This is a genomic window from Kitasatospora sp. NPDC034023 (assembly GCF_055575795.1).
This window is the reverse complement of record NZ_JBVIRY010000004.1, coordinates 202,962-223,287: the sequence shown is the minus strand read 5'-3', so window position 1 is coordinate 223,287 and position 20,326 is coordinate 202,962. Positions and strand designations below refer to the sequence as shown.

At 72.4% G+C, this 20,326-nt stretch carries 19 protein-coding genes and 2 tRNA genes; 13 read left to right on the top strand and 8 right to left on the bottom strand.

Annotated features, from left to right (window positions below; translation table 11 throughout):
- The first annotated feature begins 150 nt into the window (after positions 1-150).
- Positions 151-223 (top strand) — tRNA-Arg (locus ACZ52R_RS08090).
- 137 nt (positions 224-360) lie between these two features.
- On the opposite strand, the gene ACZ52R_RS08085 is transcribed toward ACZ52R_RS08090, so the two are convergent.
- On the bottom strand, positions 361-1,242 hold the full coding sequence (locus tag ACZ52R_RS08085) for a carbon-nitrogen hydrolase family protein (RefSeq protein ID WP_465753131.1): 882 nt from the start codon (positions 1,240-1,242) through the stop codon (positions 361-363).
- Positions 1,243-1,284: 42 nt separating this feature from the next.
- Positions 1,285-2,220 carry a phosphatase PAP2 family protein gene (locus tag ACZ52R_RS08080; protein WP_465753129.1) on the bottom strand — a complete coding sequence of 312 codons (936 nt, stop codon included), beginning with the start codon at positions 2,218-2,220 and terminating at the stop codon, positions 1,285-1,287.
- Positions 2,221-2,645: 425 nt separating this feature from the next.
- Here ACZ52R_RS08080 and ACZ52R_RS08075 point away from each other — a divergent pair, with 425 nt between their 5' ends.
- On the top strand, positions 2,646-3,617 hold the full coding sequence (locus ACZ52R_RS08075; RefSeq protein WP_360494337.1) for a sigma-70 family RNA polymerase sigma factor: 972 nt from the start codon (positions 2,646-2,648) through the stop codon (positions 3,615-3,617).
- Between the two features lie 123 nt (positions 3,618-3,740).
- The gene (locus ACZ52R_RS08070) at positions 3,741-4,040 is read left to right on the top strand and encodes a hypothetical protein (protein WP_465661349.1); all 300 of its coding nucleotides are present in this window, start codon (positions 3,741-3,743) and stop codon (positions 4,038-4,040) included.
- A gap of 16 nt (positions 4,041-4,056) precedes the next feature.
- Here the strand turns inward: ACZ52R_RS08070 and mscL are convergent, their stop codons facing one another.
- The 5 genes from mscL to ACZ52R_RS08045 all read right to left on the bottom strand — a co-directional run bounded on the left by mscL (position 4,057) and on the right by ACZ52R_RS08045 (position 8,785).
- Positions 4,057-4,476 (bottom strand): large conductance mechanosensitive channel protein MscL, encoded by a 420-nt coding sequence (gene mscL / locus ACZ52R_RS08065; RefSeq protein ID WP_465661347.1) that lies wholly within the window; start codon positions 4,474-4,476, stop codon positions 4,057-4,059.
- A gap of 30 nt (positions 4,477-4,506) precedes the next feature.
- The gene (locus tag ACZ52R_RS08060; RefSeq protein WP_465616638.1) at positions 4,507-4,779 is read right to left on the bottom strand and encodes a hypothetical protein; all 273 of its coding nucleotides are present in this window, start codon (positions 4,777-4,779) and stop codon (positions 4,507-4,509) included.
- A gap of 325 nt (positions 4,780-5,104) precedes the next feature.
- Positions 5,105-5,401: an FmdB family zinc ribbon protein gene (locus ACZ52R_RS08055; protein ID WP_465616640.1), complete on the bottom strand. Its 297-nt coding sequence runs from the start codon at positions 5,399-5,401 to the stop codon at positions 5,105-5,107.
- 138 nt (positions 5,402-5,539) lie between these two features.
- Positions 5,540-6,928: an MFS transporter gene (locus ACZ52R_RS08050; RefSeq protein ID WP_465616642.1), complete on the bottom strand. Its 1,389-nt coding sequence runs from the start codon at positions 6,926-6,928 to the stop codon at positions 5,540-5,542.
- Between the two features lie 372 nt (positions 6,929-7,300).
- Entirely contained in the window at positions 7,301-8,785 is a 1,485-nt protein-coding gene (locus ACZ52R_RS08045) for a potassium/proton antiporter (RefSeq protein ID WP_465753128.1), read from the bottom strand.
- A gap of 242 nt (positions 8,786-9,027) precedes the next feature.
- On the opposite strand from ACZ52R_RS08045, the gene ACZ52R_RS08040 reads away from it, so the two are divergent.
- Positions 9,028-11,745: a penicillin acylase family protein gene (locus ACZ52R_RS08040; RefSeq protein ID WP_465616646.1), complete on the top strand. Its 2,718-nt coding sequence runs from the start codon at positions 9,028-9,030 to the stop codon at positions 11,743-11,745.
- Positions 11,746-11,816: 71 nt separating this feature from the next.
- Here the strand turns inward: ACZ52R_RS08040 and ACZ52R_RS08035 are convergent, their stop codons facing one another.
- A complete protein-coding gene (locus tag ACZ52R_RS08035; RefSeq protein WP_465753126.1) occupies positions 11,817-12,392 on the bottom strand; it encodes a 5-formyltetrahydrofolate cyclo-ligase in 576 nt (191 codons plus the stop codon).
- A gap of 61 nt (positions 12,393-12,453) precedes the next feature.
- Here ACZ52R_RS08035 and ACZ52R_RS08030 point away from each other — a divergent pair, with 61 nt between their 5' ends.
- From ACZ52R_RS08030 to ACZ52R_RS07990, 9 genes are all read left to right on the top strand, one after another.
- Positions 12,454-13,365: a GGDEF domain-containing protein gene (locus tag ACZ52R_RS08030; RefSeq protein ID WP_465753124.1), complete on the top strand. Its 912-nt coding sequence runs from the start codon at positions 12,454-12,456 to the stop codon at positions 13,363-13,365.
- Between the two features lie 51 nt (positions 13,366-13,416).
- Complete coding sequence (galU, locus tag ACZ52R_RS08025) at positions 13,417-14,337, top strand: UTP--glucose-1-phosphate uridylyltransferase GalU (protein WP_360494310.1); 921 nt, start codon at positions 13,417-13,419, stop codon at positions 14,335-14,337.
- A 22-nt stretch (positions 14,338-14,359) separates the two neighbouring features.
- Entirely contained in the window at positions 14,360-15,697 is a 1,338-nt protein-coding gene (gene glp / locus ACZ52R_RS08020) for a molybdotransferase-like divisome protein Glp (protein WP_465753122.1), read from the top strand.
- Between the two features lie 127 nt (positions 15,698-15,824).
- On the top strand, positions 15,825-16,265 hold the full coding sequence (moaC, locus tag ACZ52R_RS08015) for a cyclic pyranopterin monophosphate synthase MoaC (RefSeq protein WP_360494812.1): 441 nt from the start codon (positions 15,825-15,827) through the stop codon (positions 16,263-16,265).
- A complete protein-coding gene (locus tag ACZ52R_RS08010; RefSeq protein ID WP_465753120.1) occupies positions 16,262-16,795 on the top strand; it encodes a MogA/MoaB family molybdenum cofactor biosynthesis protein in 534 nt (177 codons plus the stop codon). Before moaC ends, ACZ52R_RS08010 begins: the two co-directional genes overlap by 4 nt.
- Positions 16,792-17,418 carry a GNAT family N-acetyltransferase gene (locus tag ACZ52R_RS08005; RefSeq protein ID WP_360494809.1) on the top strand — a complete coding sequence of 209 codons (627 nt, stop codon included), beginning with the start codon at positions 16,792-16,794 and terminating at the stop codon, positions 17,416-17,418. The genes ACZ52R_RS08010 and ACZ52R_RS08005 overlap by 4 nt, the downstream gene beginning before the upstream one ends.
- Before the next feature lie 150 nt (positions 17,419-17,568).
- Positions 17,569-18,573: a divisome protein SepX/GlpR gene (gene sepX, locus ACZ52R_RS08000; RefSeq protein WP_465616654.1), complete on the top strand. Its 1,005-nt coding sequence runs from the start codon at positions 17,569-17,571 to the stop codon at positions 18,571-18,573.
- A 79-nt stretch (positions 18,574-18,652) separates the two neighbouring features.
- Positions 18,653-18,726: transfer RNA gene (locus ACZ52R_RS07995), tRNA-Ala, on the top strand.
- Between the two features lie 352 nt (positions 18,727-19,078).
- Entirely contained in the window at positions 19,079-20,281 is a 1,203-nt protein-coding gene (locus ACZ52R_RS07990; protein ID WP_465753118.1) for a glycosyltransferase 87 family protein, read from the top strand.
- The last annotated feature ends 45 nt before the right edge of the window (positions 20,282-20,326 follow it).

The window sequence follows — 20,326 nt, the reverse complement described above, 5'->3', positions numbered from 1 at the left end:
TGCCGGGGCGGATCAGGCACTTCTTGGCAGGCTACTTGACCCGTCCTGACACCCCGTCGGCACCCGCACCCCCGTCCGCACCCCGTCCACCACCCCCCTCCCCACCCCCGATCCGGTACGCTGTGACCGGCCTCGCCACAGCTGGGCCGCGCCTCAGTAGCTCAGGGGATAGAGCACGGCTCTCCTAAAGCCGGTGTCGCAGGTTCGAATCCTGCCTGGGGCACAACGAGCACACGGGTCACAGGCCCCCGCCCACTCCGGGTCGGGGGCCTGTCCCGTTCCCCGGGCCCTGACCGGCCTGACCGGCCTCGCCGCCGCCGTCCTCCCCGCCCGCCGGGTCAGCCGGGCCGGCAGCAGGTCTCAGGCGAGCTTCACGTGGGCCCGTTCCCCGGCTTCGGCGGCGAGGGCGAGGTCGGCGAGCAGGGTCTCGGTCTCTCGGGCGGTGCGCAGGACCGTGGGGTCGAGGTCGACGACGACGACCTCGCGCCGGTCCTCGCTCGCCTCGGCGATCAGGCGGCCGTCCGGGCCCCAGACCGCGCTGCCGCCGCAGGTGTGCCAGGGGCCGGTGTGGCCGATGTGGTTGGCGAGCACCGTGTAGAGGGTGTTGTCGAGCGCGCGGGCGGGGAACCAGGTGCGGGACTCGTGGTAGCCGTGGCCCCTGCTGAACAGCGCGCCGACCAGGTAGGCGTGGCAGCCGTCGAGCGCGGCGGCGCGGGCGTGCTCGGGGAAGCCGGAGTCGTAGCAGATGCCGAGGCCGAGCCGCCAGCCGTCCAGCTCCAGCGTGCAGCCGGCCGTCCCGGGGCGGTAGAGGTCGCGTTCGGCCTTGAACAGGTACTGCTTGTCGTAACGGGTGACGAAGCCGCCGTCGGCGCCGATGACGAGGGCGGAGATCCGCAGGTCGGCACCGTCCTGCACGGCGGCACCGACGACGGCGACGGCCCCCGTCTCGCGGCACGCTTCGGCGATCGGAGCGAGGCGCGGATCGCCGGGCTGGACGGTGTACTTGAGCGGGTCGGCGCGGATCAGCTCGGGCTCGTACCCGGAGAGGAACTTCTCGGTGAACAGCACCAGGCGGGCACCGGCGCCGGCGGCCTCGCGGATCAGCTCGGCGGCCTGGGCGGCGTTGGCGGATATGTCGCCGGCCACGGCCTGGGTCTGGACGGTGGCGATCCGCAGCGGCCGCTCGGGGTATCCGGCGGTGACGGTGGGGACGGCGGGGGCGGGGGCGGTGGCGGTGGTCACGGCGGTCACGCTAGCGGACGACCTCGGACCGGTGACGTGGTCTCAACTGGCTCTCTTGTGCGGCCGGTCGGCAGTGTTGCTCAGGGTGTCGTCGTCCCGAACGCGGTGGTCCGGGACGGTGTGGTCCGGGACGGCGTGGTCCGGAAAGCCGTCGTCCAGCGGTACGTCGTCGTCCAGTGGCACGCCGTCGCCCGGTGCGCCGTCGTCCAGCGGGTCGGTGGGGTGGGGCGACCGGATGGAAGGCACGATGACCCGCTGAACCCTGGGCCTGGTGCGCCAGTTGACCCGCCGTACGTCGCGGGCCAGCGCGCCGGGGCGCCAGAGCTCGATCACGGTGGTCACGGCGCCCAGCACGATCCCGGCGGCCAGCCAGCCGCCCAGTACGTCGCTGGGCCAGTGCACGCCGAGCGCGACCCGGGTCCAGCCGATGGTCAGCACCGTCGCCGCCGCCACCGCGCAGGCCGCGGTCCGGCCCCGGCGGCGGACCCGGTACCAGACCAGGCCGACCAGGACGGCGCAGGTGATCGCCGAGGCCATGGCGTGCCCGGAGGGGAAAGCCGGTCCGCCGGCGTGCGAGACCGGGTCGGGGAAACTGGGCCGCCTGCGGTCGAAGGCCAGCTTCAGTGCCCATTGGGCGCCCCAGCCGACCAGGGTCTGGGCGGCCACCCAGCCGGCCAGGACCCGCGCACCGATCAACCAGAGCCAGACGGCGGCGATTCCGAGGAGTGTACGCATGGTGACGGTGCCGCCGATGTCCGAGAGCGTCTGCACCGCGGCGGTCCAGATCCGGTGCTCCCGGGCGTAGGTGTGCAGTTCGCCGATCCACTCCTGGTCGAAGCGGATCAGCGGGCGCCAGTGGCCCGTCACCAGGGCCGCCAGGAGGCCGAAGAGCGCGGCACAAACCAACACGACCGAGGCGTCCCGAAGGAGACTGCGGTTACGCGCAGTGACGGTGGTCGTGCTGTTGGTCAGGTGCATGGCTGACACCTTCCCAGTGTCCTGCGCCGATCAGGAGCTGGAGCGATAGCGATTTGGCATCGTTTGTGAGGAGGTCCTGCGTGCGCCGGGGCGTGGGCGCGGGCGGAAACCGGGAGTGTGCGGGAACGCGCGCGGCCGTTCGCCTGTTCAACGGGTAGGCGGCCGGCGCGTGAGGGTCGAGTGAAGAAATCACTCCCGGAACGGTCGCCCGAGGGCACGGGATGTACCCGGGTGGTCACCGAGCGTCCAAAGTCGGGGTGAAAACCGGCAGGATACTGCATCACGGGGAAGAATCTGAGTGACTTGGGAATGTTGTCCGGAATCTGTTCGTTGGATCGTTACGTGTGAGCCCCGGGGCGGGGCCCGCACTTCTTGCCCTCGGGGCAGGCAGGCAGACCTCGGCAACACCAGCAAAGGGAGCAAGCATGGCCACCCGTGCCGTCGTTCGCGACAGGGCCGACCGGACTCGCGCGGCCCGCCCGACCAACCTTGAGGCCGACCGTGACCTGGTCGGCATGTACCTCGACGAGATCGCCAGGACGCCCCTGCTCGATGCCGCCGAGGAGGTCGAGCTCTCGCTGCGGATCGAGGCCGGGGTGTACGCCCAGCACCTGCTGGACGAGGAGGGGCTCCCCGACGGCGTCACGCGCGAGGAGCTGGAGACGATAGCCGCCGACGCCGAGCGCGCCAAGGACGTCTTCATCCGCTCCAACCTCCGGCTCGTGGTCGCGGTCGCCCGCCGGTACCCGCGCAGCGGCCTCCCGCTGCTGGACCTCATCCAGGAGGGCAACGCGGGCCTGGTGCGCGCCGTCGAGAAGTTCGACTACGCCAAGGGCTTCAAGTTCTCCACGTACGCGACGTGGTGGATCCGGCAGGCGATCACCCGGTCCATCGCCGACCAGTCCCGCACCATCCGGCTGCCCGTGCACCTGGTGGAGGAGCTGGGGCGGATCCGGCGGGTGCAGCGAGAGAAGTCCAAGGAGCTGGGGCGGGAGCCCGAGCCGGCCGAGATCGCGGCCGAGTTGGACACCACCGAGGCTCGGATCAAGGACGTCCTGGACTGGGCGCGCGACCCGGTCAGCCTCAACATGTCGGTCGACGACGAGGGCGAGACCCAGTTCGGCGACCTGGTCGAGGACACCGGGGCGACGTCCCCGGAGGACGCCGTGATGGTCATGCTCCGCCGTGAGGAACTGGACGATCTGATCGGGCGGTTGGACGACCGCACGGCCTCGATCATCCGGTCCCGCTACGGGATGGAGGACGGTCGCGAGCGCACCCTCACCGAGGTGGGCAAGCAGCACGGCCTCACCCGCGAGCGGATCCGCCAGATCGAGAAGCACGCGCTGGCCGAGCTGAAGAAGATCGCCGACCACGCGGGCTTCGAAGCCGCCTGACCGGAAGGCCTGTCGAGCCCCCGACCGGGTCCTGGTGCGGAGCGCTCCGCACCAGGACCCGAGGCGTGCCACGGGGCTCTTAGGCTGGAGGGGCAGGACGAGGCGAGCAACGGAGTGGACAGGGTGAGCGAGCAGGAACAGGACCGGCCGACGGACCAGGCTCAGGACCGCCAGGCGCAGGCCCAGGACGACCAGGCCCAGGACCGGGACCGCGAGGAGCAGGACCGCCAGGGCCGGGGCCAGGGCGGGGAGTCGCAGAAGAAGCCCGCGGCCAAGGCCCGGCTGGTCTTCCGGGACCCGTTGGACCAGCAGTCCCGGGACGACACCGACGCCGGCTGGGGCGGGCGCTCCGGGGCGGGGGAGAGCGGCGGGCGGGGGCTGGACTGGTACCTGAGCCAGCGCCCGCCCCACCACGGGGACTGAGGACGGGCGAGCGCGGTCAGCGCAGCGGCGTGACCAGCGCGTCGCGGATCTCGGTCAGCAGTTGGACCTCCTTGGCCTCTGCCTCCGCCGCCGCCTCGGTGAAGGACTTGCGGCGGGCCGCCATCCTGTTCATGGGCACGATCAGAACGAAGTAGACGACGGCCGCGGTGATCAGGAACTGCAGGGCGGCGCTGAGCACCGATCCCCACAGGATGAGGATTCCGGACGTGACCTCACCGGTCGCGCTCACCTCGCAGGGCCCCTTGAGGCAGGAACTGTAGGAACCCAGGTCCTTCGTTCCGAACACACCGACAATCGGATTGATCACGCCTTTGACGAAGGCGTTGATGATATTGGTGAAAGCGGCACCGATGACCACGGCGACGGCGAGTTCGACGACATTTCCACGCAGCAGGAATTCCTTGAAGCCCTTCATGCCGCCTCGAACGACGAAGTCGTTTCCGGGTTACGGGTGATCTTCCGAAGCTCCGGATTGACAACCCGTCCGGCCCAGCGCGCCCCCGCCGGGCGGCGGCAGACCGGCCCGCGCGGGCCCGAGCGCGAGCGCGGCCGCCACCGCGAGCAGCACCAGCGCGGGCACCCCGGCCCGCCGCCGCACCGCGCTGCGCCAGCGGTGCCACCCGCCGCACCCGCGCCGGATCGGCGGAAAGCTCGGCACCTCCTGCCGGGGCGGCACGGCGGGCGCGGGCAGCGGGACGGAGAAGCTCACGGTCGTCATCGACGCACCTCCGAAAGGTCCGGCAGCCGACCCCCGGTGGACCGGCTGACGACCCCCACGATGCGCCGTCGGGGCGGACTCGGAAAGCGGTTTCCCTCAGGCTGTGGACAAACCCGCCCCTGTGGACAAGTTCGTACACTCGCGCGAGTGGATCCGACCCTTCCGCGGTGACGAAAGCGGTGTGAAAAGACGGCGAAAGACGCGGAAAGACGCGGAGAGACGGGGAAGAGCGCGAAAAGACCCGCCGCCCCCGCAGGAATGCGGGGCCGACGGGCCTTTCCGAGGACTGCTGGGCGCCCGGGTCGTTCCGTCCCGGGGCCGGGGATCAGCTCGCGGCCGGAGCCGGGCTGGACGGCGCCGAGGAGCCCGTGCTCGAAGTGGGCGCCGGGGTGGACGACGTCGACGAGGTCGACGAAGACCCGGAGCCGACCGAGCTGCTGGAGGAGGAGCGGCTGTCGGTCCGGTAGAAGCCGGATCCCTTGAACACGACACCCACGGCCGAGAAGACCTTGCGAAGCCGTCCCTGGCAGTCGGGGCACGTGGTCAGCGCCTCGTCGGTGAACTTCTGCACCGCCTCCAGGCCGTTGCCGCACTCGGTGCACTGGTACTGGTACGTGGGCACTTGTCTTCCTCCTGGCACTCTCGCCTTATGAGTGCTAACGATGGTCAATGATGCGGCATTCCGCTGGATCAGTCCAGCGACTCCGGTGTGAGATGCGACCGGCCTCGGCCTGGTCTCGGCTGCCGGACCACCGCTCGCTCAGCCCTTGGCCGTGCCCACCAGCTGCGCAGCACCCCCGCGCTCCCCGGAGGCCGCTTCGGAAGCCGACGCGGAGGCCGCTCCGGAGGTCGCGACGATCCGGCCGCGCCCCGCGCTCGGCGCCACCAGCAGGTGTCGCAGCGAGAACAGCGTGACCAGCCCCAGTCCGGCGCCGATCAACGGCACCAGGAAGCCGGTGGACGGCCCGTGCCCGTCGATCAGCTTCCCGGCCGCCATCGAGCCGACCGCCAGGCCCAGCCCGATGGCACCGGTCAGCCAGGTGAAGGCCTCCGTCTTGGCGCCGTCCGCGACCAGCGTCTCGACCAGGGTGTAGCCGCTGATCAGGGTCGGCGCGATGGCCAGACCGCAGACCAGCCCGGCCACGGTGAGAGCGACCAGGTTGGGCATCGCCCACAGCGTGGAGCAGCCCAGCACCAGCAGCGCGTAGCTGATCAGCATCCGCTGCTGGACGGGCCGGCGCCAGGCGATCACGCCGTACAGCACGCCGGCCAGCATGGAGCCGCCCGCGAAGATCCCGTAGACGGTGCCGCCCGCGGCGTGCTGTCCGACGGAGTCGGCGAAGGCGTTGACCGAGACCTGCATGCCGCCGAACACCGCGCCGACCCCGAGGAAGGTCCCGGCGAGCAGCCGGACGCCGGGGGAGGCGAGTGCCGAGGCGCGCTTGGTGCCGGGCTGCTGCACGATCCGGGCGGGGGCGGTGCGCCGCTGGGCGGCGAAGGCCAGGCCGCCGGCGACGGTCAGCGCGGCCTCGGCGACCAGGGCGGCCGCCGGGTTGGCGAGGGCGGCGATGCCGGAGGCCAGGATCGGGCCGATCACGAAGGTGAACTCGTCGGTCACGGACTCGAAGGCGAACGCGGTGCTCACCCGGGCCGCCGAGGCGTCGGAGGGGCCGTCGGCGGTGAACCGGGCGATCCAGCGGGCCCGGACCATCGCGCCGATCTGCGGCACGCTCGCACCGGCCGGCACGGCGGCCAGGAACAGGCTCCAGGCCGGGGCGTGCCCCAGTGCCAGCGCGATCAGGGCGCCGACCGAGGCCCCGTGCACGAGGACGGTCGGGACCAGTACCGCGGACTGCCCGTACCGGTCGGCCAGCCGCCCGGTCTGCGGCCCGATCAGGGCCTGGGCGACGGCGGCGACGGCGGTGACGGTACCGGCGGTGCCGTACGAGCCGTGGGTCTGGGTGACGAGCAGCAGGATGCCCATGCTGAGCATCGCGTAGGGCAGTCGCGCGACGAGGGCGGGGGCCAGGAAGGTCCAGGCCCCGGGGGTGCGCAGCAGCTCGCCGTACCCGACTCGGGTGGGGGTCCGGGCTGCGGTGGTGTCCGCGGTGGTGTCCGCGGCGCGGTCGACCGTTCGGCGGGCCGTCACGGTCGGTCCTTCCTGCTGCCTGGTAGCGCGGCAGGGCATGGGGTGGCCCCGACGGCGCCGAGAGTCGTCCTCTCGCGCGTCGACCGGGGTGATACCGGGTCGGCCCGGTGTGGTTGCCGGGGGTGGACCGCGGCCGCCGAGCGGTCGCGCCAACTCTGCGTCAGGCAGATGCTGGGGTGTTCTGAGCGGTGGTTATACGGCGTGGTCGAACCAGCATACAGTTACGCGCGTAGATCCCGCTAGTCCACCCCTTTCCCGGCGACCCCGGAACGCCCCGGGCACCCCGACCACCCCACCCGCTCCGAGCGCTCCGAGCGCCCCGAGCGCCCTGAGCACCCCCACCCGCCCCCAGTGCCCCGGAGGCATCCGGGCTCACCGCCCGTTGAGCCACCCCGCGAGCTTGCCGCCCCTGTCCACGGCCCGCAGCCGCCGCTCCGCCGCCTCGCCGACCTCGTCCGTGGTGACCACCAGCAGCTCGTCCCCGCCGCGCAGCACCGTCGCCTTGTCCGGCACGAAGGAGTTGCCCTCGCGCACGACGAGGGTGACCGCCGCGCCCTTGGGCAGCCGCAGCTCGCCGATCTCCACGCCGGACATCCGGGAGGTGGGGGAGAGCGCGACCGACAGCAGGTGCCCGTGCAGCTTCTCCAGCGGGGCGGACTCGATGCCGAGGTCCTGGCCCATCGCGCCCTCGCCGATCCGCAGCCGCTTGGCCACCCACGGCAGGGTCGGCCCCTGGAGCAGGGTGAAGACGACGACCAGGATGAAGACGATGTTGAACACGTCCGCGGCCTTGTGCGCGCCCGACACGACCGGGATGGTGGCCAGCACGATGGGCACCGCCCCGCGCAGCCCGGCCCAGCTCAGCAGCGCCTGTTCGCGGGCCGGCACCTTGAACGGGGTCAGTGACACCACCACCGACAGGGGCCGGGCCAGGAAGACCAGCACAGCGCCTGTGACGAGCGCGGGCACCACGGAGGAGCCCATGGTCGCGGGCGTGCAGAGCAGGCCGAGCAGGACGAACATGCCGATCTGCCCGATCCAGGCCAGCCCGTCGGCGAAGCCGCGGACGGCCGGTCCGTGCGGCAGCTTGGAGTTCCCGAGGATCACCGCACTGATGTAGACGGCGAGGAAGCCGGAGCCGTGCAGCAGGGCGCCGCCCGCGTAGGCGAGCACGGTGAGCGCCATCACGGCGATCGGGTAGAGGCCCGAGGAGGGCAGCGCGACGTGCTTGATCCCGTAGGCGCCGAGCTTGCCGACGGCGAAGCCGACCACCGCGCCGATCGCCAGCTCGGCGAGGATCGTGCCGACCAGGACGTACCAGGAGTCCAGTTCCCCGGTGGTGGCGAAGGCGACGACCAGGATGACCACGGGCGCGTCGTTGAAGCCGGACTCGGCCTCCAGCAGACCGGTGAGCCGGTGCGGCAGCGGGACCATCCGCAGCACCGAGAAGACGGCGGCCGCGTCGGTCGAGGAGACGATGGCGCCGAGCAGCAGCGAGGTCCGCCAGTCCAGGCCGACCAGCCAGTGCGCGCCGGCCGCGGTGGCGAACACGCTGACCGCGACGCCGGCGGTGGCGAGCACGGTGGCCGCCGGCATCACCGGCTTGATCTCCCGCCAGCTGGTCTTGAGGCCGCCCTCGGCCAGGATCACCACGAGCGCCGCGTAGCCGATCACCTGGGTCATCGCGGCGTTGTTGAAGGTGACGCCGATCCCGTTCTGGCCCAGCGCCACGCCGATCCCGAGATAGATCAGCAGGCTGGGCAGCCCTGACCGGGTGGAGATCCGGACGGCGACCACCGCGAAGAGCAGGATCACGGAGGCTTCGAGGAGGAGCTGGTTCAGGTGGGAGACGTTCACGCAGGGGCACCTCGGGCAGGCAGGGGCGGACGGGGTGTCTGGTGGTGCTGTGAGGGCGACCCGCGTTAAGGGGGCGTCAATGCTCCTCTTACGGATCGTTACTCAGTCTAACATTTTGCCATATCTTTAGCTTGGTCCCCCGTTCACGGTGCCCGGCCGACTCGGCCTAATGTGGTTCCCTGTCACGGCCGCAGGCCCTGGACACGCCCGCCCGCCCCGAAGTCAGGACCGCAAGGACCCAGATGCCCCGCTCGAAGAAGTTCCGGCGCGCCCGTCTGATCGTGATCGTGCTGGTCGTGCTGCTGGTGGCCGGCGTCGGCTACGGCGGCTACCGCGGGGTCTCCGCGGTCCGCGCGTCCTTCCCGGAGGTGGACGGCAGCGTCAAGGTGGCGGGCCTGACCGCGCCGGTCGACGTGAAGCGGGACGCCAACGGCATCCCGCAGCTGTACGCCGACACCCCCGAGGACCTGTTCCGCGCCCAGGGCTACGTCCAGGCGCAGGACCGTTTCTGGGAGATGGACGTCCGACGGCACATCACCGCCGGCCGGCTCTCCGAGATGTTCGGCGACGGCCAGGTCGACACCGACACCTTCATCCGCACCATGGGCTGGCGGCAGGTGGCGCAGAAGGAGTTCGACACCAAGCTGGCGCCGGAGACCAAGAAGTACCTGCAGGCCTACTCGGACGGCGTGAACGCCTGGCTCTCCGAGCACCCCGGCGGTGAGAAGGCCTCGCTGGAGTACGCCCTGCTCGGCGCCGTCAACAGCGGCTACACGCCCGAGCAGTGGAGTCCGGTGGACTCGGTGGCCTGGCTCAAGGCGATGGCCTGGAACCTCTCCGGGAACCTCCAGGAGGAGGTCGACCGCTCGCTGCTGGCCCAGGACTTCAGCCCGGACAAGATCGCCGAGCTGTACCCGGACTACCCGTACGCCCGCAACGGCACCATCGTGAAGACCGGCACCGTGAGCGGCGACAACTACCGCCCCGCCGACGGCTCCCCGCAGCCGGGCACCGGCAACGGCACCGCCACCACCCAGGGCGCGGCCACCACCAAGGCGCTGCTGCAGGGCCTCACCGACCGGATCGACGGGATGCCGCAGCTGCTCGGCCGCCCCGGCCAGGGCATCGGCTCCAACTCCTGGGCGGTCGCCGGCTCGCACACCACCACCGGCAAGCCGCTGCTGGCCAACGACCCGCACCTCGGCCCCGGCCTGCCCTCGGTCTGGTACCAGATGGGCCTGCACTGCCGGACCGCCTCCCCGGCCTGCCAGTTCGACGTCTCCGGCTTCACCTTCGCGGGCATGCCCGGCGCGGTGATCGGCCACAACAAGGACATCGCCTGGGGCTTCACCAACCTCGGTGCCGACGTGACCGACCTCTTCCTGGAGAAGGTCACCGGCCCGGACACCTACCAGGTCGACGGCAAGGACGTGAAGTTCGACCTCCGCAAGGAGACCATCAAGGTCGCCGGCGGGGAGGACCGCACCATCACCGTCCGCACCACCCAGACCGGCGCCCCGCTCATCTCCGACCAGCGCGACGAGCAGCAGAACGTCGGCAAGTACGCCCCCAACGGCACCTCCGCCCCCGACCGCGGCACCAGCGGCTACGGCGTCGCCCTGCAGTGGACGGCGCTCAGCCCCGGCAAGACCATGGACGCCGTCTTCGGGCTGGACAAGGCGAAGAACTGGGACGAGTTCCGCGCCGCCGCCAAGGACTTCGCCGTCCCCGCGCAGAACCTGATCTACGCCGACGCCAAGAACATCGGCTACCAGGCCCCGGGCACCATCCCGGTCCGCGGCAAGGGCGACGGCACCTACCCCGCGCTGGGCTGGGACTCCGCGTACCAGTGGAAGGACTCGATCCCCTTCACCGCGCTGCCGTGGAGCCTCAACCCCTCCTCCGGCTACATCGTCACCGCCAACCAGGCCGTGGTGGACCAGACCTACAAGCCCAGCCTGACCAAGGACTGGGAGTACGGCACCCGCGCCAAGGAGATCACCGACCAGATCGAGGGCCTGCTCAAGAACAACGGCAAGATCTCGCCGGACGACATGCAGACCCTGCAGCTGGACAACACCAGCATCATGGCCAAGACGCTGGTCCCGCTGCTGCTCAAGCAGCAGATCGACGACCCGTACGTGCGCGAGGCCCAGGACCTGCTGAAGGACTGGAACTACCACCAGGACGCCGACTCGGCCGCCGCCGCCTACTACAACGGCGTCTGGCGCCAGCTGCTCACCCTCGCCTTCGGCCAGAAGTTCCCGGCCGACCTCCGGGCCAAGGACAACTGCCTGCTGGTCCGCCAGCAGGACGACCCGACCAAGCCCGACAGCACCACCAAGATCGTCACCGAGTGCGGCACCCGCGACCCGGGCAAGGCCCAGCCGGACGGCGGCGACCGCTGGACCGAGGTCGTGCGCCAGCAGCTGGAGAAGCCCGACAGCTCGTGGTGGACCTACATCGACTCCCAGCACACCGTCCAGAAGGGCCTGGACAACCTGCTCAAGGAAGCGATGAAGAACGCCCGCCAGGAGCTGACCTCGCTGCTCAGCAAGGACATCTCCACCTGGAGCTGGGGCCGTCTGCACAAGCTGGAGCTGAAGGAGCAGACCCTCGGCACCGACGACTCCTCGATCGCCTCCGGCGTGCTCCACAAGCTGCTCAACCGCGGCCCGTACCGGCTCTCCGGCGGCTCGGCGGCGGTCGACGCGGCCGGCTGGAACGCGGCGGCCGGCTACCAGGTGGACTGGATCCCGTCGATGCGGATGGTGGTCGACCTGAACGACCTCGACTCCTCGCGCTGGATCAACGTCGGCGGCGCCTCCGGCCACGCCTTCAACGACAACTACAACGACCAGACCGACCTCTGGCTCAAGGGCAAGCAGCTCACCTGGGCCTACACCCCGGACGCGGTCGAGAAGGCCACCAAGCACAAGCTGGTGCTCACCACCGGCTGACGTCCGTACGGACACCCCGCGGCCCCGCCCCCTTCGCCCGAAGGGAGCGGGGCCGCCGCCGTTCACCCGCGTCACCCCAGCCGCCGCACCCCCGACGGCGTGACCGCCAGGTCCACCGGCCGGTCGTGCGGCTCGGCGGGCACCCGCTCCAGCAGCTCGTGCTCGTACAGCAGCACGGCCAGCACCGGCCGGACGCCCGCCCGCCCCAGCCGGGCCAGCACCCGGTCGTAGCTGCCGCCGCCCCGGCCCAGCCGCAGCCCGCCGCGGTCCACCGCCAGACCCGGCAGCAGCACCACCGAGGCCTCCGTCACCGCCTCCTGCCCGAGCCGCGGACCGACCGGCTCCAGCAGCCCGCGCCCGGCCGGGGCCAGCTCCCCGGCCCCCACGTACGCGGCCCAGTCCAGGTCGTTGTCCGCCAGCAGCACCGGCAGCAGCACCCGCACCCCGCGCGCCCGCAGCGCGTCCAGCAGCGGTCTGGTCCCGGGCTCGGCGCCCACCGAGACGTACGCGGCCACCGTGGCGCCCGGCCCGGCCAGCTCCCCGGCGTGCCCGGCCAGCGCGAGCGCCGCCGCCGCGCGCTCCTCGGCCGAGAGCGCGCGGCGCCGCGTCAACAGCCGTGTCCTCAGATCGTTCTTCTCGTTGTGCACCGGATCCTCCACGTCTCCAGACCGTCGACGCGCAGAGCCTGCCACGCGAAAGGACGCCCCGATGTCCACCCCGCTCCTGGTCCAGGCCCTGGCCTTGCTGAGCGCGCCCGCGCTGGCCGGCGCCACCGTCCTCGGACTGCGGGTGCGACGGGACCGGGCCGGGGCCGCCGCCCGGGCGGAGCGGCTGCGGGCGCGGATCGCCGAACTGGAGGACCGCTGCGCCGAGCTGGAGCGCACCGCCTCCTGCGACCCGCTCACCGGCGTGTGGAACTACCGCCACCTGCAGCTCACCCTGGACCGGGAGATCGAACGGACCCGCCGCGCCGAGCACGCCGACCAGGCCGACCGCCCCCGCCCGCTCGCCGTGCTGATGCTGGCGATCACCGGCTTCGACGCGGTCATCGCCGAGCACGGCCGCGGCCGGGCCGACGCGATACTGCGCGACCTCGCCCAGCGCCTCGCGATGGAGATCCGCCGGGCCGACACCCTCGGCCGCTACAGCGGCGAGGAGTTCCTGGTGGTGCTGCCCGACACCGGCGCCGAGGGCGCCGCGCAGGTCGCCGAGCGGCTGGTCTGGTCGGTCCGCCGCCACCTGCTGCTCGACTGGTCCTCCGGGACGCGCGAAGCCCGCCCGGCGCACGGCAACGGCCTCACCGCCGCCGCCGGCGTCGCCGTCCTGCCCGAGGACGGCACCCACGCCGCCGTCCTGCTGCGCGCCGCCGACACGGCGCTCGCCGAGGCGAGGGCGGCCGGCGGCGACTGCTGGCGGATCTCGCCGCGCCACCGCGACCGGCCCGCCACCGGGCTTCGCGAACCGGTCACTTCCGGTGCGGAGTACGGTCCGACTGCCGAACGTGACCGTTCGGAAAAGCCGGGTAGTCTGTCGCCCTGTGCCGGAGGGGACCCCCTCGCCCAGCCGGTCCCTTCCCATACGCCTGCCGCTGTGGCCGTGCCCCGAGACGTGCTGTCCTAGCCGTCCGAGCGCGCTCGGCCGGGCGAAAACGTGCCTGAGTAAGGTAAACGCATGACGACGACCAACTCCCGAGTTCCGGTAACCAAGGCCGTGGTACCCGCGGCCGGACTGGGCACCCGCTTCCTCCCGGCGACCAAGGCCACCCCGAAGGAGATGCTTCCGGTCGTCGACAAGCCGGCCATCCAGTACGTCGTCGAGGAGGCCTCCGCCGCGGGCCTGTCCGACATACTGATGGTCACGGGCCGTAACAAGCGCGCCCTGGAGGACCACTTCGACCGCGCCTACGAGCTGGAGGAGCTCCTCGCGCGCAAGGGCGACAAGCAGCGCCTGGCCCGCGTCCGCGAGTCCGTCGAGCTGGCGAACATGCACTACGTCCGCCAGGGCGACCCCAAGGGCCTCGGCCACGCCGTCTCGGTCGCCGAGCAGCACGTCGCCGGCCAGCCCTTCGCCGTCCTGCTCGGCGACGACCTGATCGACCCCCGCGACCCGCTGCTCTCCCGCATGATCGAGGTGCAGCAGGAGCTCGGCGGCTCGGTCGTCGCCCTCATGGAGGTCGACCCCTCCCAGATCCATCTCTACGGCTGCGCCGCCGTCAAGGCCAACGGCTTCGGCGAGGACGTCTTCCAGGTCACCGACCTGGTCGAGAAGCCCGAGCCCGGCGAGGCCCCCTCGAACTACGCCGTCATCGGCCGCTACGTCCTCGACCCGCTGGTCTTCGACGTCCTGCGCGAGACCCCGCCCGGCCGCGGTGGCGAGATCCAGCTCACCGACGCCCTGCGCGAGCTGACCACCCGCGAGCCGGAGACCGGCGGCCAGGTGCACGGCGTGCTCTTCAAGGGCCGCCGCTACGACACCGGCGACCGCGCCGACTACCTGCGCGCTATCGTCCGTCTGGCCGCCGAGCGCGATGACCTGGGCCCGGAGTTCCGCTCCTGGCTGCGGGAGTTCGTCGGCTCCGAGATGCAGGACTGACACGACAGAGAGCGAGCCGCCGATGACCGGGTCCACCGAGCACAGCACCACGCCCGCAGCCTGCTGCGACGCCGGATCGGACCCGGCACCGGCGGCCCCCCGCCTCTGGACGGTGGACGAGCACCTCGCCGACGTGCTGTCCGCCGTCGGCCCGCTGCCCGCGATCGAGCTCCAGCTGCTCGACGCCCAGGGCTGCCGGCTCGACGAGGACGTGACCTCCGACGGCGACCTGCCGCCCTTCGACAACAGCTCGATGGACGGCTACGCGGTCCGCACCGCCGACACCGAGGGCGCCACCGGCACCTATCCGTCGGTGCTCTCGGTGGTCGGCGACATCGCCGCCGGCGCGGGCGAGCTGCCCAAGGTCGGCCCCGGCCAGGCCGCCCGGATCATGACCGGCGCCCCCCTCCCGCCCGGCGCCCGGGCCGTCGCCCCGGTCGAGTGGACCGACGGCGGCACCGGCACCGGAGTGGCCGCCGCCGCGATGACCGCGCCGGTCCCGGACGAGGAGGTCCGCGTCCTGCGCCCGGTCGCCGAGGGCGCGCACATCCGCCGCCGCGGCAGCGACGTCGCGGCCGGCTCCACGGTCCTGGAGGCCGGCACCCGGCTCGGACCCACCCAGCTCGGCCTGCTCGCCGCGATCGGCCGGGCCACCGTCACGGTCCGCCCGCGCCCCCGGGTCGTGGTGCTCTCCACCGGCAGCGAGCTGGTCCAGCCCGGCGAGCCCGTCGGGCCCGGCCAGATCTCCGACTCCAACAGCTTCACCCTCACCGCCGCCGCCCAGGAGGCCGGCGCCATCGCCTACCGGGTCGGCGCCGTCCCGGACGACGCCGACCGGCTGCGCGCCGTCCTGGAGGACCAGCTCGGCCGCGCCGACCTGATCGTCACCAGCGGCGGCGTCAGCGTCGGCGCGTACGACGTGGTCAAGGAGGTCTTCGAGTCCTACGGGGGCGTCGACTTCCGCAAGCTGCGGATGCAGCCCGGCAAGCCGCAGGGTTTCGGCCGGATCGGCGGCGCGGCCGGAGTGCCACTGCTCGCCCTGCCCGGCAACCCGGTGAGCGCCTACATCTCCTTCGAGCTCTTCGTCCGCCCGGTCATCCGCACCATGCTCGGCGCCCCCGACGTGCACCGCCCGGTGGTCCGCGCGCTCTGCCCGGCGGCGCTGCGCTCCCCGGCCGGCCGCCGGCAGTTCCTGCGCGGCCGCTACTCGGCGGCCGACGGCACGGTCGAGCCGGTCGGCGGCGCCGAGTCCCACCTGGTCGGCGCGCTGGCCCGGGCCGACTGCCTGATCACCGTCCCCGAGGACGTCACCGAACTGCCCGCCGGCAGCGAGGTGGACGTGGTGTTGCTGGACTCCTGAACGCCCGGGGGGCCGCGGAGTTGTACGGTAGCGCGGTACTTCGACCTGCGCGCCCCTGGAGTTACCCGTGACGACACCTCCCCCCGGCGACCGCCTCACCCACGTCGACGACCAGGGCGCGGCCCGGATGGTCGACGTCTCCGAGAAGGCCACCACCGCGCGCACCGCCGTCGCCGCCGGGCGGGTGAGGGTCTCCGCGAAGGTGGTCGAGCTGCTGCGCGGCGAGGGCGTGCCCAAGGGCGACGCCCTCGCGGTGGCCCGGATCGCCGGGATCATGGGCGCCAAGAAGACCCCGGACCTGGTCCCGCTCTGCCACCCGATCGCCGTCTCCGGCGTCAAGGTCGACCTCGCCGTCGCGGACGACGCGGTGGAGATCACCGCCACCGTGAGGACCGCCGACCGCACCGGCGTCGAGATGGAGGCGCTGACCGCCGTCGCGGTGGCCGGGCTGACCGTGATCGACATGGTCAAGGCCGTGGACAAGGGCGCCGCCATCGAGTCCGTCCGGGTGCTCAGCAAGACCGGCGGCAAGAGCGGCGACTGGTTCGCCCCGGAGGTGGACGCGTGACGGCGCACGCCGGGAAGGCGCTGGCCGTCACGGTGTCCAACCGGGCCTCGGCCGGGGTCTACGAGGACAAGGGCGGCCCGCTGCTGGTGGCCGGCCTGACCGCGATGGGCTTCACCGCCGACGGCCCCCGGGTCGTCCCGGACGGCGAGCCGGTGGAGGCCGTGCTGCGCGAGGCCGTCGCGGCCGGCTACGACGTCGTGCTGACCACCGGCGGCACCGGCATCTCCCCGATGGACCTCACCCCCGAGATGACCGCCCGGGTGATCGACCGGCAGGTCCCCGGCATCGCCGAGGCCATCCGCGCGTACGGCCGGGAGAAGGTGCCCACCTCGGCGCTCTCCCGCGGGCTCGCCGGCCTCGCCGGACGTACCCTGATCGTCAACCTGCCGGGCTCGACCGGCGGCGTCAAGGACGGCCTCGCCGTCCTGGGGCCGCTGCTCGCCCACGCCGTCGACCAGCTCGGCGGCGGGGACCACCCCCGGTCCGACGCCCCGGCACCCGGGGCTCCAGCATCCAGGAGAGGGCACTGAACGCCGGCTGGCCGGTAGAACTCCACGAGGGGGAGGTCTCGCTGCGCCCGATCCGGGCCCGCGACCAGCGCGACTGGCAGGAAGTGAGCCGCCGCAACCGGGACTGGCTGCGCCGGTGGGAGGCCACCGTGCCGCCCGGTCCGCCCGGCCAGGCCGCCGGGCCCCGCCCGACGTACCGGCAGATGGTCCGCTTCCTGCGCGGCGAGGCCTCGGCCGGCCGGATGCTGCCCTTCGTCGTGCTCTACAAGGGCCAGCTGGTGGGCCAGTTGACGGTCGGCGGGATCACCTGGGGCTCGATGTGCTCGGCGAACATCGGGTACTGGGTCGACGAGGCGGTGGCCGGCCGGGGCATCATCCCGACCGCCGTGGCGCTTTCGGTGAACTACTGCTTCCGCACGCTCGGACTGCACCGGATCGAGGTCTGCATCCGCCCGGAGAACGTCCCGAGCCGGCGCGTGGTGGAAAAGCTCGGCTTCCGCTCGGAGGGAATCCGCCCGCGCTATCTCCACATCGACGGCGATTGGCGCGACCACCTCGTCTACGCGCTGACCGACGAGGAGGTTCCGGAGGGGATGCTCGAACGCTGGCGGGCGCTCAGTTCCGGGCGAGAACCGAGTAATTGAATATATGTTCGAAAGAAATATCGATATGGCATCGGCCCGGTGGCGGACCGTCACAAATACCGGCAAAATAGTCGGAGAATCAGCTTGATCACACGACACGCCGCGTCAAATTGCTGCCAGGCCTTCCCCGGCGCCCGTACGGTGTGAATCGTGAGCAGTAGCGGCCTTATCTACGCCGTCATCGTAGGGGCCTGGGCCGCCTATCTGGTGCCGATGTGGCTCCGCAGGCAGGACGAACTCAACGAGGCGCGCCCGACGGAACGCTTCAGCACCGCCATCCGCCTGCTGGCCGGGCGTTCGGCGCTGGAACGGCGGGCAGCCCGGGCCCTGGGCGACGAACCGCGTGACGACGAGCACAGCAACGACGGCCCTCCCGAACGGGACGAGGCCGCCTCCGGCGACCCCGCGGCGCGGGAGCCCGAACCCCCGGCGCAGCGCCCGGCCGAACGGCCCGCCCCGGCGCCGCAGGTCGGGGTCGAAGGCCGGGCGCGGCTGCTGGCCCGCCGGCGCCGGATGGTCACCGCCCTCTTCCTCTCCTTCGCGCTCGGCGCGGTGGTCGCGGCGGTGGCCGGACTGGCCTTCCTCTGGGTCCCGGCCGTCCCGGCGGCCCTCCTCACCCTGTACATCGGCCACCTGCGCAAGCTGGAGCGCCAGCGGTACGAGGTGAAGCTCGACCGCGTCCGGGCCGCCCAGGCGGCCGAGCGGCTGCGCAAGCGCGAGCAGCAGCGCGCCTCGGCCGAGGCGGCCGACGCGGCCCCGGCCGAGGCGCCCGCCGAGGCGGAGCCGGCTCCGCCCGCGCGCGCCCGGGCGCGGACCGCCGGCCGCCCGCACCTGCGGCTGGCCGCCGACCCGGAGGAGGCCACCGTCGTGGTGCCCTCCGCCTCGGCGGTGGCCGAGGCGACCGAGCACGAGGAGTGGGTCGACGGCATGCGTGAGCGCGGCGCGGCCGGCCCGGACTCCTGGGAGCCGGTGCCCGTCCCGCTGCCGACGTACGTCACCGCGCCGGTCGCCCCCCGGGTCTCCCGCGGCCTCGACCTGTCGGCGCCCGGCACCTGGACCGCGGGCCGTCCCGCCGAATCCCGCACCACCCCGCTCTTCGACCAGTACGCCGAGCCGCAGGCCCCCGAGGCCCGCCCCCGCGCGGCCAACGAATGACCGGTCCGCCCCCCGATCGGCACCGCTCCGGGGGGTGGTCACGGACCCCCTCCGAAAGGTGCTAGAGTTTCTTCTCGTTGGGGCTGTGGCGCAGTCCGGTAGCGCACCTCGTTCGCATCGAGGGGGTCAGGGGTTCGAATCCCCTCAGCTCCACCCAACGGATCGGCTCCGGCCGGTCCACCGAAATCCCGCCGGGAGGCAACTCCCGGCGGGATTTCGTGTTTTGTGGCGCCGAACCGAGTCCGAGCCGACCCGGAGACTCGCCGTGGTCGGGATCACAACGCCCTCCGGGGGCGGTTTCTGACGCGGTTTGGGCCTCAGGGGGGTCGGTTATGGTGGGTGGGCCCAGACGCTGACGACGGAACGATCTGGTCTATCTCAACGGGGTGCCATCGCGGTGCGCGAGTTCGGTCTGACACGGTGGGTGCGACGGTCCGGCCCGGACGAATCCGGCGGCACCCCGGCAACCGGAAGATCGAATTCCTGGACCCTCGCGGCGACCTGCGTGGCAGCGGTGTCACTGGCGGTGTTCACCTTCTTCCGGCACGCCCACGCGGCCACCATGGTCGACATGCTGGTCTACCGGGCCGAGGGCCAGGCCGTCGTCCGCGGCGAGGACCTCTACGCGATGCGGCTGCCCGGCTGGGACCTGCCGGCCACCTACCCGCCGTTCGCCGCGATGCTCTTCGTGCCGAGCACCTGGTTCGACGTGAGCACCCTGCGCATCCTGGTGATGCTCCTCAACTACGTGCTGCTCGCCGTGGCCGTACACCTGTCGCTCAAGCTGGCCGGGTGGCCTAAGCAGCACCGCCCCGCCGTGGTGATCCTGGCGACCGGCCTGGGCATCTGGCTGGAGCCGGTCTTCACCACCTTCCAGTACGGCCAGGTCAACCTCGGCATCCTCTGCCTGGTGCTGTGGGACCTGACCCGCCCGGACCGCAACCGGTTCAAGGGCGTGGGCATCGGCCTGGCCACCGCCATCAAGATCACCCCGGGCCTGTTCGCGGTCTACCTGTTCCTGACCGGCCGGGTCCGGGCCGCGCTGGTCTCGGCCGGGACGTTCCTGGCGGCGGGCCTGATCGGCTGGGCCCTGCTGCCCGACGCCTCGTACGGGTTCTGGACCAGGTACCTGTGGGACCCGAGCCGGGTCGGCGTGACCGTCCTGGTGGACAACCAGTCGCTGCGCGGCGCCGTCTGCCGGCTGCTCGACGTCAACGACCCGGGCCTGGTCGGACTGGCCGCCTCCGCGCTGGTCGGCGCCTTCGGGCTCGGGGTGGCGGTGCTGGCCGGGCGCTCGGCGCGGGTGCTGCGCCGGGCCGACGCCTGGGGCGGGGTCTGCGCCGCGTTCACCGCGCTGCTGGTCTCGCCGATCAGCTGGACCCACCACTGGGTCTGGTGCGTGCCGCTGATCGCCCTGCTGGTGGTCGAGGCCCGGACCAGGGCGCGCCAGGTCCTGCTCGGCGTGACCCTGCTGGTGTTCCTCTCCCACGTCATGTGGACGGTGCCGCACCGGTGGGGCCGCGGAGTCGACTGGTACTGGCAGCTGCCCGGCGCGATCTACCCGCCGATCGGGATCGCCGTCCTGGTCGTCCTGGGCGTGCGGGTGTACCGCGCCCGGCGGCAGGCCGTGGACGGGACCGGCGCCGGGGCCTGGGCGCTCCTGACCGCCAAGCCGGACCGCGATCCCGCGCTGACGAACCGGACCTGACGGACCGGACCCGACGAACCGGACCGACGGACCCCACACCGGACG